This window comes from Methylothermaceae bacteria B42 (assembly GCA_001566965.1).
In the GTDB taxonomy this organism is placed as follows: Bacteria; Pseudomonadota; Gammaproteobacteria; order Methylococcales; family Methylothermaceae; genus Methylohalobius.
In genome coordinates this window covers 1-14,734 of the sequence record LSNW01000024.1, presented here as the reverse complement: position 1 = coordinate 14,734, position 14,734 = coordinate 1, and the positions used below count along the sequence as shown (strand labels likewise).

The 14,734-nt window shown below is 46.9% G+C and carries 14 protein-coding genes, 1 other RNA gene and 1 pseudogene; 6 read left to right on the top strand and 10 right to left on the bottom strand.

Going from position 1 to position 14,734, the window contains the following annotated elements; all coding sequences use genetic code 11:
• The 3 genes from AXA67_08645 to ssrA form a co-directional block, all read right to left on the bottom strand.
• The coding region (locus AXA67_08645) for a ribose-phosphate pyrophosphokinase (protein KXJ40699.1) at positions 1–792 on the bottom strand (792 nt) is incomplete at its 3' end.
• A gap of 25 nt (positions 793–817) precedes the next feature.
• Positions 818–1,006, bottom strand: coding sequence for a hypothetical protein (locus tag AXA67_08640; protein KXJ40698.1), 189 nt, complete (start codon positions 1,004–1,006; stop codon positions 818–820).
• Between the two features lie 154 nt (positions 1,007–1,160).
• Positions 1,161–1,523: a transfer-messenger RNA gene (gene ssrA / locus AXA67_08635) on the bottom strand.
• A 182-nt stretch (positions 1,524–1,705) separates the two neighbouring features.
• Here ssrA and AXA67_08630 point away from each other — a divergent pair.
• Positions 1,706–2,425 carry a hypothetical protein gene (locus AXA67_08630; protein ID KXJ40697.1) on the top strand — a complete coding sequence of 240 codons (720 nt, stop codon included), beginning with the start codon at positions 1,706–1,708 and terminating at the stop codon, positions 2,423–2,425.
• Positions 2,426–2,546: 121 nt separating this feature from the next.
• Here AXA67_08630 and AXA67_08625 read toward each other — a convergent pair whose 3' ends face one another.
• From AXA67_08625 to AXA67_08615, 3 genes are all read right to left on the bottom strand, one after another.
• Entirely contained in the window at positions 2,547–2,924 is a 378-nt protein-coding gene (locus tag AXA67_08625) for a hypothetical protein (protein KXJ40696.1), read from the bottom strand.
• 304 nt (positions 2,925–3,228) lie between these two features.
• Positions 3,229–4,881, bottom strand: a complete 1,653-nt coding sequence (locus AXA67_08620; protein KXJ40695.1) for a sulfate adenylyltransferase subunit CysN — start codon at positions 4,879–4,881, stop codon at positions 3,229–3,231.
• A 26-nt stretch (positions 4,882–4,907) separates the two neighbouring features.
• Positions 4,908–5,816, bottom strand: coding sequence for a sulfate adenylyltransferase (locus AXA67_08615; protein ID KXJ40694.1), 909 nt, complete (start codon positions 5,814–5,816; stop codon positions 4,908–4,910).
• A gap of 171 nt (positions 5,817–5,987) precedes the next feature.
• Here AXA67_08615 and AXA67_08610 point away from each other — a divergent pair, with 171 nt between their 5' ends.
• Positions 5,988–6,458 (top strand): hypothetical protein, encoded by a 471-nt coding sequence (locus tag AXA67_08610; protein ID KXJ40693.1) that lies wholly within the window; start codon positions 5,988–5,990, stop codon positions 6,456–6,458.
• Positions 6,459–6,488: 30 nt separating this feature from the next.
• Here the strand turns inward: AXA67_08610 and AXA67_08605 are convergent, their stop codons facing one another.
• The 3 genes from AXA67_08605 to AXA67_08595 are packed head-to-tail and all read right to left on the bottom strand — an operon-like array spanning position 6,489 to position 9,836.
• The gene (locus AXA67_08605) at positions 6,489–8,426 is read right to left on the bottom strand and encodes an acetyl-coenzyme A synthetase (protein KXJ40692.1); all 1,938 of its coding nucleotides are present in this window, start codon (positions 8,424–8,426) and stop codon (positions 6,489–6,491) included.
• Complete coding sequence (locus tag AXA67_08600; protein KXJ40691.1) at positions 8,423–9,367, bottom strand: hypothetical protein; 945 nt, start codon at positions 9,365–9,367, stop codon at positions 8,423–8,425. The genes AXA67_08605 and AXA67_08600 overlap by 4 nt, the downstream gene beginning before the upstream one ends.
• A 31-nt stretch (positions 9,368–9,398) precedes the next feature.
• Entirely contained in the window at positions 9,399–9,836 is a 438-nt protein-coding gene (locus AXA67_08595) for an RNA polymerase-binding protein DksA (GenBank protein ID KXJ40690.1), read from the bottom strand.
• 192 nt (positions 9,837–10,028) lie between these two features.
• On the opposite strand from AXA67_08595, the gene AXA67_08590 reads away from it, so the two are divergent.
• From AXA67_08590 to AXA67_08575, 4 genes are all read left to right on the top strand, one after another.
• Positions 10,029–11,147, top strand: a complete 1,119-nt coding sequence (locus AXA67_08590; protein ID KXJ40700.1) for an aminotransferase — start codon at positions 10,029–10,031, stop codon at positions 11,145–11,147.
• A 93-nt stretch (positions 11,148–11,240) separates the two neighbouring features.
• Entirely contained in the window at positions 11,241–11,870 is a 630-nt protein-coding gene (locus AXA67_08585; GenBank protein KXJ40689.1) for a sugar ABC transporter substrate-binding protein, read from the top strand.
• Between the two features lie 24 nt (positions 11,871–11,894).
• The gene (locus AXA67_08580) at positions 11,895–13,424 is read left to right on the top strand and encodes a hypothetical protein (GenBank protein KXJ40688.1); all 1,530 of its coding nucleotides are present in this window, start codon (positions 11,895–11,897) and stop codon (positions 13,422–13,424) included.
• A complete protein-coding gene (locus AXA67_08575; GenBank protein ID KXJ40687.1) occupies positions 13,424–14,329 on the top strand; it encodes a hypothetical protein in 906 nt (301 codons plus the stop codon). Before AXA67_08580 ends, AXA67_08575 begins: the two co-directional genes overlap by 1 nt.
• 117 nt (positions 14,330–14,446) lie before the next feature.
• Here AXA67_08575 and AXA67_08570 read toward each other — a convergent pair.
• Positions 14,447–14,734: pseudogene (locus tag AXA67_08570) on the bottom strand (hypothetical protein).

Genomic DNA, 14,734 nt, shown 5'->3' with positions numbered 1-14,734 from the left:
GCTGAACATTCCGTGAGTAACAATAGCAATCACCTTCTCAGCGCCGTTTTGCTTACACGTCTGGGCCGCGTGGTTCAATGTGCTGCCACTGACGATCATGTCATCAATGATCAACACGGTTGAATCATCGACCGAACCAATCAAACGGCCGTGCATGAGTTTGCCACCACCGCGCAGTTTTTCAACAGAGGCACTGTCGATTCGTTTTTGCGTAACCTCGGCCAATGCCGAGCGGAATTTCTCCGCCCGCTTATATCCTCCGGTATCAGGAGAAACTACCGTTATTTTATTGCTGTCCTGAAGAGCGGGCGTTAAATGGTGGATAAATAACGGCAGCGCTTCGAGATGTTCGGTTATACAGCGGAAGGCATTTTGAAAAGCCGCCGGGTTGTGGACTTCCATGGTCATGACTCTATCGGTACCAACTGCCTCGAGTATGGATGCCAGATACCGGATGCTTATAGGATCCCGGGGCTGGGTACGTCGGTCTTTGCGGGCATAGGCAAGGTAGGGAAGGGCAAGCGTGATTTCCCGCGCCGAGGCATCTCTCAAAGCCCCGGTGAACATAAGCAGCCGACACAACTTATCGTTAACACTCAGGTGAGGATCTGAAAAAAGGGAAACAACGACAAATACATGGTGCCCACGCACGCTTTCCAAGGGGCGAATCTTGTGCTCTCCATCTTCAAACTCCCTTTCCTCATGGGCACTCAGTTTAGTATTGAGATAATTCGCAATTGCCTCGCCATAAGGCCGGCTGCAATTTAGGGTAAAGAGCGAGAAGTCATTCATGGTTTGATTTGATACTTATTTATTTTTATGACCACCTCCCTTGGTAAATGGGCTTAGTAGACTTGGTAGACTTGTCACTATCCAAGCTCCAGGTGATGTATACGGTGTCAGTCCTTTCCAATTCATCAGCGATACACTGTATCGTTTTATCACCACGTTGCAATACTTTCGATATGGCTTGTTCTTTAAATGCGTCACTATAACGTTGGGACATCGTTTTATTCCTCTGTGTTAATAGAGGCGACAACTAGTCTGACGCAGGGGGGATACGGTGAAAGGGTAACTCTCGAAAACCGCAGTTATCCGCAGGAATACAAAGCCTTCTCCCAACGAAAAAGGCCAACCCGGTCAGGTTGGCGTTGTGGAATTGGTGGAGGCGGGGGGAATCGAACCCCCGTCCGCGAATCCTCCGCCTCAGGCTCTACATGCTTATCCGTTCTATTGATTTAACCGTTTGCTACCCGAACGGCGGGGAAAACAAACGGCGAGTCCGGATAAGTGTTTAACGGATCCACGCCGGACACGCTTCACCGCAAGCTTGTGAGATATGACACCTGAAATCCGGACGCACAAGCACGGCTCCGGTCAGATGGCACCCTACTGGGTTTTAAGCAGCGAGTGCGTAGTTGTCGTCGTTGGCAACTATAAGTTTGCAATGTGTTTTTCGAGGTCACTGCACCTCGGCATGCACCTGTAGGTTTCGCGATCCGCGTCGAAGCCAGATCGCCCCCTTCGGTACCTTTAAATAGACCCGACTTTATGGGATAAAGTTCCTGCTACCACTTATTTAGTTTAGCGTTCCTTTGTGGCTGGATTCAAATTTTCTTAAGCTGTTCGCTTCCATTTTTACGGATAATGGGTTCTTATTGTTGAGGCTTCAAGTCAAAGTGGGCCTTTTTAAAAAGGAGAACAAATGTTGGTTCTGTATCGATCTTTATTGTTTATTTTGGCAATGCTGTTGTTTTTGCCTCAAAACAGCATTGCCGGACTTTGCCAGGTGCCTGAGAAATTGCCTCCACCGAAGATTCGTATCGACTGGCGTAATCCCTCGGTGTCCGTCGATTACTTGGTTTACGTTTTGTCGTGGTCGCCGGAATTTTGTCATGATCGAGGGGAAGGCAGGGGGCAGGCCTATCAATGTCGGGTCAATCGTTTTGGTTGGGTGGTGCATGGATTATGGCCGCAATCGGAAAAAGCGCGTTCCAAGTATGATCATCCCCGTTATTGCCGGCTTAAGCCACTACCCCCTCGAAGACTCGCGGCTGAAGTTTTTTGCTTGATGCCCAGCGTCAATTTGATTTATGGGCAGTGGTTAAAGCATGGCACCTGTGTCTTTGAAACGCCAAAAGAATATTTCAACGCGATTACTTATCTGTGGGAGAAAATCAAACGTCCTGACATGGCGGCTTTATATTTGCGGAAAGGGAAAAGTTTACGGGTAGGGGATGTGGAGCAGGCTTTTGTGGCCTTGAACCGGTCTTTGGGATTGCGTCGAAGTGCCGTCACGGTTTGGACTGACAGAAAAGGGTATCTTGAAGAGGTCAAAATATGCCTGACGCCTTCATTAGGCTTTCGCGATTGTCCCAATAAGCGTTTTAATGCCCGGAGAAAGGTGAAGATCCGATTGCCGTAGGCTCTCTGGTTTTTAGTGGATTTCTTTGCCATCAAACAAAAAGATATCCCTAAAAATCTAATGGATCAGGAGATGGGCCTTTACCCCATCCCCTGCTTTCATGGTTGAAAAGGGCTATTTATTACTGAGTGATTTTTAGTAACCAACCTGCGGTGCCTTTGCAGCGGCCTGGCCCCTGGGCGGTGACTGCAACTCTGGCGTAGGTGTCTTTTAGGTCTTCTGGTAGTTTGCCGGCTACCAGCAAGGACTGATTCTTTGGCGTAATTTCAACGGTAACCGGATGTTTTTTGACAGTAACTTGAATGCTGTCAGAATTTGCCTGGGTAACAACAAATGAAAAATCTGAAGCTGGCGCTACTTCAGCTTTATCGCCTGGCTGGAATTGGGTGAATTGCGGCTTTTTACAAGCTTGTTTGCCTCCGCCTCCTCCACCATAGCCAAAGCTGTAACCGGAGATGAGGTATCCTAAAAGAATGCTAATGAGTATTTTTGATTTCATGAAATTGCCCTTCACAAAATATAAAACCTGCCTACAAAGATTTACCAACTTGATTGAGATTTGGGGGGCTTCCTTATGTGGGGTGGGGCTGGAATGACCGCCATCAAGCCCTCAAGAGCGGGCTTTCATAGTTGGGCCGGGCTTTCGCGCGTAACGGGATGTACGGCGCGAAAGGGTTTGCGGCGTCCCATTTAAGGAAGACCATGGCTACGTAAAATTTACAGGCACTATGTAAAAAAACCAGGGGGAATTTACTCCCCTGGGATTCAGCATGACGCTAATGGAAAGAAAATTCAATTCAAAGTTAATGGGCCTGGATGACTTGCTGGTTTTTTAATTGATCCAGGATGGTTTCAATGCTCATGGTGTCCGCATCAAATACAAGGCTGTTTTCGACAGGACGAGCAGGGGCTTGGGCAAGTGGCCAAAGGGATATCAAGCCTGCATGGGTCAGTGCCTGGGCGATGTTTTCATCAGCTTGAGTCAGGGTTTCGTCGTCAATCACAGTGGCGGCGTGACCTGTGTCGAATAATCTTCTTTCCAAAAGATAAGCAAAATCCTTGGCTTGTTGACCTATCAGATAGATGACGCGGGCCTGCTGGCCAAAACGGATAGCGCGTTCTTCAGCAGATACCCGCCTTCTGCTGTCTCCCGTTTCCGCCAAGCCTGTGATCATGCCTGCGCCAACGGTGTTGTTGGTAAGCCGGTCAATGACAATGAAGGCACCGGTGCCCTTGCAAACCTGGTAAGGATCAAAGGCCAAGGGCGCATTGAAGGCGACCTCGCACAGGGCGATTTCGTTCAGTGCTAATTGATCGGCATTGGAATGCGCCAAGGTGTTGACATCAATGCGATGGATGATTCGCGAGACGGAACCTGTGACCGTGCGGGTGGCTTGTTTAATGTAATACTGGCGTCCGGGGACCAAGGGCTTTTCAGTCATCCAAACGATGTGAGCGTTGCAACGGTCAGCCACGTGGGGAAGATTGTCGGTGCGGACGATCATATCGCCTCGGCTGACATCGATTTCATCTTCCAAGGTCAACGTGATGGCCATGGGAGGGAAGGCTTCTTCCAGATTGCCATCATAGGTAACGATTTCTTTGATGCGGCTGGTTTTGCGCGAGGGCAGGACCATGATTTCATCGCCGGGATGCGCTATGCCCGCCGCTAATGTGCCGCTAAAGCCGCGGAAGTCGAGGTGCGGCCGGTTGACGTATTGGACGGGAAAACGCAGATCTTGGAAATTACGATCCTGGGATACGTCGATGTTTTCCAAGTGTTCCAACAAGGTAGGGCCTTCGTACCAAGGCGTGTTTTGGCTGCGGTCGACGACGTTATCACCCTTGAGGGCGGATACGGGAATGAAGCGAATGTCGGCGGCGTCGAGTTTATTGGAGAAGGACAGATAATCCTGGCGAATCTGGTCGAAAACCTCTTGACGCCAGTCCATCAAATCCATTTTGTTGATGGCCACGACAACATGTTTGATACCCAACAGGGAGACGATAAAACTGTGGCGTCGGGTTTGGGTGAGTACCCCTTTGCGGGCGTCAATCAAAATTACTGCCAAGTCGCAGGTGGAGGCGCCCGTGGCCATGTTGCGGGTATATTGTTCGTGACCCGGGGTATCGGCAATGATAAATTTGCGTTTGGCGGTGGAAAAATAACGGTAAGCAACATCGATGGTGATACCTTGTTCGCGCTCGGCTTGCAGGCCGTCCACCAGCAGCGCCAAGTCTACCTCTTCTCCGGTGGTGCCCATCCGTTCGCTGTCTTTTTTCAGGGACGCCATTTGATCTTCATAGATCATCTGCGTGTCGTGGAGCAGGCGGCCAATCAAGGTGCTTTTGCCATCGTCCACGCTGCCGCAGGTTAAAAACCGCAGCAGTTGTTTATGTTCGTGTTGCCGGAGATAGGCTTCAATATCGGTTTCGATCAGGGATTGGTGTGACATGATTCGGATAAATCAAAATTAGGGGGTTAGAAATAGCCTTCGCGCTTTTTGTCTTCCATGGAGCCGGCCTGGTCATGGTCGATAAGGCGGCCCTGGCGCTCGGAGGTTTTCGCCAACAACATTTCCTGGATAATTTTGGGTAAGGTGTCGGCTGTGGATTCAATCGCGCCGGTGAGAGGGTAGCATCCCAGGGTCCGGAAACGGACCTGCTTGAGTTGTGGCTTTTCGCCTGGGTGGAGGTGCATGCGCTGGTCATCTACCATGATTAAGGTGCCATCCCGCTCCACCACGGGACGTTCTTTGGCGAGATATAAAGGTACGATGGGGATTTTTTCCAGATAGATATATAGCCAAATGTCCAGTTCGGTCCAGTTGGAGAGTGGAAAAACGCGAATGCTTTCCCCTTTATTGATCTTGCCGTTATAGATATTCCACAATTCTGGCCGCTGGTTTTTGGGGTCCCAGCGGTGGTGGTGGTCGCGGAAGGAATAGACCCGTTCCTTGGCTCTGGATTTTTCTTCATCCCGCCGGGCACCGCCAAAGGCAGCGTCAAAGCCATATTTATCTAGGGATTGCTTGAGCCCTTCGGTTTTCCAAATGTCAGTGTGTTTTTTACTACCGTGGTCAAAGGGGTTAATTCCCTGTGCTTGTGCCTCGGGATTGGTATAGACAATCAAGTCTAATCCCAGTTCTTGCGTGATGCGTTCGCGGAATTGATACATTTCCTGGAATTTCCAGGTGGTATCCACGTGCATCAAAGGGAATGGCGGTTTGCCCGGATAGAAGGCTTTCATCGCCAGATGCAACATGACGGAAGAGTCTTTTCCGATGGAATAGAGCATCACCGGATTATCGAATTCAGCGGCAACTTCCCGGATAATGTGGATGCTTTCTGCTTCCAGTTCTTTAAGGTGAGTGAGTTTATATTGAGACATGCTAGTTTGGAATAATCAGTCGGCTCTATAATCCGTAACTGTTCATTTTAACATATTGAGATTACTTGATTGGATGTAAAAATTAGTTGAATTACAGGAGATATGGAGCGATAGAAGAAATCGGTGTATCTTATTCATTACGATTTTCACGAATGAACTGATGGGGGCGAAATGGAAGAGAAACTGCGGAAATTTGAACAAGTCAAGGATGTGTTGGAATACAGTAAAGATTTGCATAAGGCTTTAAAAGAATTAGCAGAAAAGATGGAAAGCCAGGAACAAAAAGCCCATGTCCAGTTGCTGTTGGATTACTTAAAGCGACACGAGGATGAATTAGCTGACAGCCTGGAAAAGTTTGAACAAGGAACGCAGCAGCATATTTTAGATATTTGGTTGCCTTATCCGCCCGATCCCAAAATTGAGAAAAAACTGCAAAGCTTGACCGTTCACTCCAATATGTCTATGGATGAAATCGTCAAGATTGTGATGGATTTTGAAGATGCACTCATTGAACTGTACAAGGAATCCCTCAATGAAATTGACGATCCCCATGTCCAGGAGGTCTTGCAGAACCTGGTTCAGCTGGAGGATATGGAAAAAAGACGGTTCGCTATGAACGTTGCACGATTGCAAGGGATTTAAACAACATCGCGCATATCGGTGACCTCCGCTTTATTGGTGGGCTCGTTCCCGGATCAATGTTTCCACAATGGAAGGGTCGGCCAAGGTGGAAGTATCTCCTAGATCGTCTATTTGATTGGCGGCGATTTTACGTAAAATACGCCGCATGATTTTGCCTGAGCGGGTTTTGGGTAATTCCGGTGCCCATTGGATAACGTCGGGTTTGGCAATGGGCCCTATCTCCTTGGCAACTAGGTCGATTAATTCTTTGCGTAATTCGTCACTGGGAGAAACGCCTTCTTTCAGAATGACATAGGCATAGATGCCTTGTCCTTTAATGTCATGGGGGTAACCAACAACGGCGGCTTCCGCCACCGCTGGATGAAGCACCAAGGCGCTTTCAATTTCAGCCGTGCCAAGTCGGTGACCAGAGACATTCAGTACATCATCTACTCGCCCAGTAATCCAATAGTAACCATCGTCATCTCTACGGGCACCATCCCCGGAGAAGTAATAACCGGGGTAAGCGCTAAAGTAGGTTTCGATAAAGCGCTGGTGATTGCCGTAAAGAGTACGGGCTTGGCCCGGCCAGGAGCGTTTCATGGCGAGGACACCGCTACCGGGGCCTTGGATCTCTTTGCCATGGTCGTCAAGAATCGCCGGTTCGATGCCAAAGAAAGGCAGGGTCGCAGAGCCAGGTTTGAGAGGCGTGGCTCCTGGCAGTGGAGTAATGAGAATGCCGCCGGTTTCAGTTTGCCACCAAGTATCGACAATCGGGCAATTGCCATTACCTACCACATGGTAATACCATTCCCACGCTTCGGGGTTGATGGGTTCGCCAACGGTGCCAAGGATGCGTAAGCTCTGCCTGGAGGTGCGTTTAACATAGTCATCGCCCAAACGCATGAGTGCGCGTATGGCGGTAGGGGCGGTATAGAAAATGTTGACTTGATGTTTATCAACCACTTGCCAGAACCGGTCCGGTTCTGGATAGGTGGGCACGCCTTCAAACATCAAAGTGGTCGCGCCATTACACAATGGGCCATAAACCAAATAACTATGGCCAGTAATCCATCCAACATCGGCGGTGCACCAATAAATGTCTCCATCCTGATAATCGAAAACGTATTGGTGGGTCATGGCAGCGTAGACGAGATATCCGCCGGCTGTATGCAAAACACCCTTGGGCTTGCCGGTGGAGCCGGAGGTGTAAAGGATGAAGAGCGGGTCTTCCGCATCCATGATTTCCGCCTCGCACTGATCTGAAGCATTGGCTATCGCTTGGTGGTACCACACATCCCGTTCTTCATGCCATAGAATGGGGTTGCCGCTGCGTTCGACCACAATGACCGTGCTCACATCGGGACAAGCATTCAATGCAGTGTCGACATTATTTTTCAAGGGAATGTGTTTGCCGCCACGAATGCCTTCATCTGCGGTAATCACCAAGCGGCAATCGGCATCCAGGATGCGGTCTCGCAGTGCTTCAGCTGAAAATCCACCGAAAACCACGGAATGAATCGCGCCGATCCTTGCGCATGCCAGCATGGCAATGGCTGCTTCTGGAATCATGGGCAAATAAATACAGACTCGGTCCCCTTTTTTTATGCCATGTGCTTTCAAGACGTTGGCGAATTGGCAAACCTGGGTATGTAATTGCCGGTAAGTGATTTTTGTATCAACTGTGGGATCATCGCTTTCCCAAATTATGGCAGTTTGATCGCCCCGGGTATCGAGATGACGGTCGAGGCAATTAACGCAGACATTAAGTTTGCCCCCCTCGAACCAGCGGATATGCACCTTATGGAAATCCCAGTCAGAAACTTTATTCCATGGCTGATGCCAGGAGACGAAAGCCTCGGCATGCTCTGCCCAAAAAGCATCGGGGTCATTGATGGATTGGGCATACATGGATTGATACTTTGCCGCATTGATGTGGGCTTTAGTGGCGATGGATTCCGGGACAGGATAGATTTTGTCTTGGCTCATGGCTTTATTCCTTTGATATTGGGGCCGACAATGGAAGTCATTATATCGATTTGTTGGGTTTTGGGCATTTTGGTAGGGTTCCAGTGGGTAATTGCATAAGCAATGATTTCTGTCGCCGGCCAATTTTTTATAGCTTCAGGCGGATTTTGACCCAGCCATTGAAGCAGTCGGTGTAATGTCGGGCCAGGATTTTTAGGATCCACCGCAGGTGCCTGGGTTTGTTTACTGAGTTTCAGCCCCCTTGAATCTGTAAGGATAGGAATATGACAATAGGAAGGTATTTGAAGTTGAAGAAGCTGGTGAAGATAGATTTGCCTGGGTGTGGAGTCTAGCAAGTCACAACCGCGTAATACTTCGGTAACTCCCAAAAGATGGTCGTCTATAACGACTGTCAGCTGGTAAGCAAAAATCTTATCTCTTCGTCGGATAATGAAATCACCGCAGGTCTGGTTAAGGTTGTGAGTAAAGTTTCCTTGCAAACCATCGTAAAAGCGGATGGGATCTGCGGCAGTTTTAACCCGAAATGCATGGGGTTTGTTACTTTTTAGAGGGTTGTTACGGCACAGGCCTGGATATCGTTGTCCAAAAGGGGCTAACTGCTTGCGGCTGCAAGTGCAAGGATAGATCCAGCCTTGTGCTATAAGCCTGTCCAATGCCCATTGATAAGCTTCCAGATTTTGCTGTTGGTATAAAACCGGGCCATCCCAATAAAGGCCAAACCATTCCAGGGTTCGGAGAATTTCAGTGGCGGCACCGGGTTTACAGCGGGGGGTGTCAATATCGTCAATGCGAACAAACCATTTTCCGCCGCGAGAACGTGCCTGTAAAAAGCTCGCCAGAGCCGTGAGAAGCGAACCTAAATGGAGGGGGCCAGTGGGCGAAGGCGCAAAACGCCCCCGGTAAGATTGAGGGGCTTGATTTTCCTTTTGCTTGGCGGACATGGCTATACCGCCAAAACAATAAACTTACCGGTTACCCCATTTGCTTTTCGCGCAATTCATCCAGGGTCTTGCAATCGATACACTGGGTGGCAGTAGGGCGGGCTTCTAGGCGGCGCAAGCCAATTTCTACGCCACAGGTCTCGCAATATCCGTAGTCGCCTGATTCAATATTGGACAAGGCTTCATCGATTTTTTTAATGAGTTTGCGTTCCCGGTCGCGGGTTCTAAGTTCCAGGCTGAACTCAGATTCCTGAGTCGCCCGATCGGTTGGATCAGGGAAGTTGGCGGCATCATGTTGCATGTGATCCAACGTGCGGTCTACCTCTTCCATCAATTGTGCCTTCCATCCCTGAAGGATTTTTTTAAAGTGCTCTAGCTGCTGTTCATTCATATATTCTTCCCCTTCCTTGGGTTGATATGGCGTAAAAGTGAAAGGATTGATTTGAGTTTTATCCTGAGAAGTAGCCATGGGTAAGTCCTCGAAATTCGAAAAGCCCGTACTTGTACCAGAAGGCGCCCCTAGAAGCAATAGTAAATTGCACTTTTAACTGCTCAAGTTATGTCTATAATGCATTTGCTTAGAATCTTGGAAAGATAAAGAGTTTCAATATTGTTTCCTCCGTTATCGGCCAAAATCAAAGAAATTGAACCCTTTGTGGTAATGGAATTGCTTGCCAAGGCTAAAGCCTTGGAGGCTCAAGGGCGAAATATCGTTCATATGGAAATTGGAGAGCCCGATTTCCCAACGCCAAAAAGTATAGTAGAGGCTGGCGTAAAAGCGATGCAAGACGGCTATATAAAATATACGTCTGCCGCTGGTCTGCCTCAATTGCGTCAAGCCATTGCTGAGTACTACGCCTATTGTTACCAAGTCAGTATTGACCCGGACCGGATCATGATTACCCCAGGCGCTTCCGGAGCTTTTTTGCTGATTTTGGCAACCCTGTTATCCAAAAATAAAGAAATATTGATCAGCGACCCCGGTTACCCTTGTAATCGTAATATTATCCGCCTTTTCGAGGGCAGGCCAAAACTGGTTCCAGTGACATATGAGACTCATTTTCATTTAACCGCAAAATTGGTGAGGGATAATTGGGGTGAAAACACGATAGGCGTTTGGTTGGCCTCGCCATCAAATCCTACTGGGACAATTATTGAAAATGATGCGCTGAAGGGAATTTGTCAGGAAGTTGAAAAACAAGGAGGCGTATTAATTTCAGATGAGATTTATCATGGATTGGAGTATGGAAAGCGAAGCGCATCAGCTCTTGAATTCACCCAAGATGCCTTTGTAGTCAATAGTTTTTCTAAATATTTTGGGATGACGGGGTGGCGTTTGGGGTGGGTGGTTGTGCCAGCTTCTTATTGCGAAGTGCTGGAGAGAGTTGCTCAGAATGCTTTTATTTCCGCGCCTTCACTTTCCCAATATGCGGCTCTGGCGGCATTGAGCGAGGAGACGTTTGTCGAGTTGGAAGAAAGACGTAACGCGTTTGAACGGCGGCGGGATTTTTTATACGATGGGCTACTTGATTTAGGGTTTTCGATAGAAACAATTCCTGATGGCGCCTTTTATATCTATGCGGATTGCTCTTCAATAACCTCTGATAGCTATGGTTTTGCTTGGGATTTGCTGGAGAAGGTGGGAGTGGCGATTACACCAGGCAAGGATTTTGGTAAGGCAAATGCCCATCGATATGTCCGCTTTGCATACACAACTTCGATGAGTAGACTGAAAGAAGGTATTGGAAGGATACAAAAATATCTCTGCTCCGCTGAGTGAACAAAGGTCAGGCTTTGTTAAGGTAAGTTATGACACAATTTTCTGCTAGATTTACATCTATACAATTTGAATTTGCATCTTAAGGAGATGGCAGTGCAAATTAAAAAACATAAATTTTTGCAACGAACGCTGATTTTGGTTTTTTCTCTTGTTTTTTTTCAGCTAACTGCCTGTTCTTTTTACCCTCCACTTAACCCAAAAACCGAGCCGCCTACTGACTATACTTATATTATTGGTCCGGGGGACTCGCTTGAAATGTTTGTTTGGGGAAATCCAGAAATCACCCGTACCGTAGTAGTTCGCCCTGATGGGAAAATTTCCGCACCTTTGGTAGAGGAGCTGCCAGCTACCGGGAAAACACCATACCAACTTGCACGGGATATAGAAAAGGAGTTGGCCCGGTATATACGAAATCCATTGGTAACAGTGATTGTGGGTGAGTTCGTGGGGCCTTATAGCGAGCAAGTTCGTGTTGTTGGGGAAGCTGCGAATCCTCAATCGGTTCCTTATCGTGAGCGTATGACTTTATTAGATCTAATGATCACGGTAGGTGGTATGACTGAGTATGCTTCAGGTAACCGGGCTACCATTGTGCGCAGAATTAATGGTAAGCAAAAGCAGTTCTCTGTGCGGATAGATGATCTGCTGAGAGATGGTGATATTTCTGCCAATGTGGATATATTGCCAGGGGATGTATTGATTATCCCTGAAGCCTTTTTCTGATTTTGTTGCATGTAGGAGTTTTCAATGCATGAGTTGCTGGTTGAGGTCTTAGGCTATCTGCAGGTTGCTGCCCGTTATAAATGGTGGGGGATTCTGACCGCTTGGCTAGTTTGTCTTGCGGGATGGATGTATGTATCTCAGTTGCCAGATCAATATAAAGCAACTGCAAAAGTTTATGTGGATACTCGGTCAGTTTTACGGCCTTTGTTGAAAGGTTTGACCATACAGCCGGACGTGGATAAGCAAGTGAAATTGATGACTCGGTTGTTATTAACTCGCCCAAATTTAGAAAAAATAGCGCGGATGACCGACTTGGATTTAGTGGCTACGGATGAGCGAGCCATGGAGGGTGTAATTGATAGATTAAAATCATCGATAGAAATAGAAAGTGCCCGGCGAGTTAATATTTTTACAATAAGTGCAAACGATTCAAATCCTAACCTAGCCAAGCGCTTGGTACAGGCAACCTTGACAGTTTTTGTTGAGCAGGCACTAGGAGAAACTCGGCGTGATGCGGATAATGCCCAACGGTTTCTTGATCAGCAGATTAAAGAATATGAGCGGCGGCTCAAGCTAGCAGAACAAGCTATTGAAGAGTTTAAGCGAAAAAATTACGGCTTATTGCCCGGGCAAGGCGGAAATCTCTATGAGGAACTTCAAAATGCCAATACCCAACTGGAAGAAGCAAAGTTAGCACTGGAAGAGGCAATTAATCGTCGTGATGAAATAGCGCGTCAATTAGAAGATGATGAGCCCATGTTTGCAGACTTTGGAAGCGCTTCATTGAGTCCAAAAGAAACCCGCATTCAAGCGATGCAAGAAAGATTGGATGAGTTGTTGCTTAAATATACAGATAAACATCCTGAGGTTATTGCCCTTAAAAAAAGCATAGCGCAGCTAAAAAATCAGCCGGAGGAAGAATCCTTTGGAGATGATATGGGTAATACTGAAAATCCAATTTTTCAGCAAATGAAGATATCTCTTAGTGAAGCGGATGCTAATGTGGCGTCACTACAGGCTAGAGTAAAGGCTTATGAGAACAAGATTAAAAGGCTTAAAAAAGGCATGGATGCTCGGTTAAGGGTGGAGACTGAACTTAAAAGTCTAAACCGGGATTATGGTACGGTCAAAGAAAATTATGAAATATTGTTGGCTAGGAGAGAGCAAGCGCGCTTGTCGGAAAGTGTTGAACAAAATACGGATAGTGTTAAGTTTCGAGTGATAGACCCGCCCCAAGTACCATCTAAGCCTTCAGCGCCAAATAGAATATTGCTTTCAGTCGCGGTGTTAAGTGCGGGTTTTTTATCGGGTTTTGGTTTAACCATTTTCTTAGCCCTGTTGCGACCAACTTTTATTTCGCCGCAAAAACTTCGAGAAGTTACAGGATTTCCGGTTTTGGGCACGGTATCAATGAATTGGGTGCCTGCAATCAAACGTAAAAAATGGTTGGAATTCTTGCGTTTTTGTGGGGCATGTGCAGGACTGGTAGTCATATTTGCTTGTCTTATTCTCTTGGAGATTAAGGGTATAAATTTATACTCCATAAATAGCTAATGGGGGATTGTGTGAGTCTCATTGAAAAAGCGTTAGAAAAACAGTCGGCAGAGCATTCATCTGATCTTGGGGAGGAAAAAAATGACTTGGATATTCAGGTCGATGTTTCTTCCAAATCAGAAGAAAAAGAAAAAGAGCATTGGAATGATTTGGCTTCGTCGAATAAAAATTACATAAAAGTCGACCTGGATTTTTTTAAAGAAAAGGGAATGTTGTCCCCTGATGACCCGCACGGACAATTAGCGGAAGAATATAGAATAATTAAGCAGCCATTGCTTTTAAATGCTTTTGGTGAAGGCAAGAATGAAATTGAAAATGCTAACTTAATTTTGGTTACCAGCAGTCTTCCAGGGGAAGGGAAAACGTTTACTTCGGTTAACCTTGCCATGAGTATCGCAACCGAGTTGGATAAGCGGGTATTATTAGTGGATGCTGATGTGGTTAAACCTGCAGCCTCTAAATTATTTGGTGTTGAGGAAAGATCGGGACTAATAGATTTGCTTGAAAAAGACGTAACATTCAAGGAAGTGCTGTTACGAACCGATTTCCCTAAGCTTACATTTTTGCCTGCGGGACGTAGGCATAAGCATGCTACTGAGTTACTTTCAAGTGATGCGATGAGAAAGTTAGCCAAAGAAATGTCTCAGCGTTATCCAGACAGGATCATTATTTTCGATTCTCCACCTTTGTTGGCTACGACACAAGCAAGTGTATTAGCGAAACATGTAGGGCAAGTTGTTCTCGTAGTAGAAGCAGAATCAACACCGCAATATATTGTTCAAGAGTCAGCGGCGTCGTTATCTGAATGCGATGTAGTGGGCTGTGTTCTAAATAAAACCAAGCAAGGATTTGGTTTGGGTTACTATGCCTATTATGGCTATAAATATTACAATTATAATAATTGAATTTGAATGGAAGGTGGTAATAAAACCTTGAGAATAGGCATATTATGCTATATTGCACTTTTAATCGGCTTTCATAAAACCACATTTTCTTCTCAATGGCATACCTTGCCAAATTTATCAGTACAGCAAATATTTACAGATAATATTAATCTTAATTCTCATGGTGAGGAGTTTGCTTGGGTTACTGTGATTAATCCAGCGATTTATATTTCCAATTGTAGAGGGCGAAATTTCACTGGAGGTGGTTCGGATAGTGGGAGAGGTGGTTCGGATGTCGGCGGAAGTGGAATTGGTAGAAGGGATATCGGTTGTTTCGGCGGAGGCGGTTTCGGCGGAGGCGGTTTCGGCGGAGGCGGTTTCGGCGGAGGCGGTTTCGGCGGAGGCGGTTTCGGCGGAGGCGGTTTC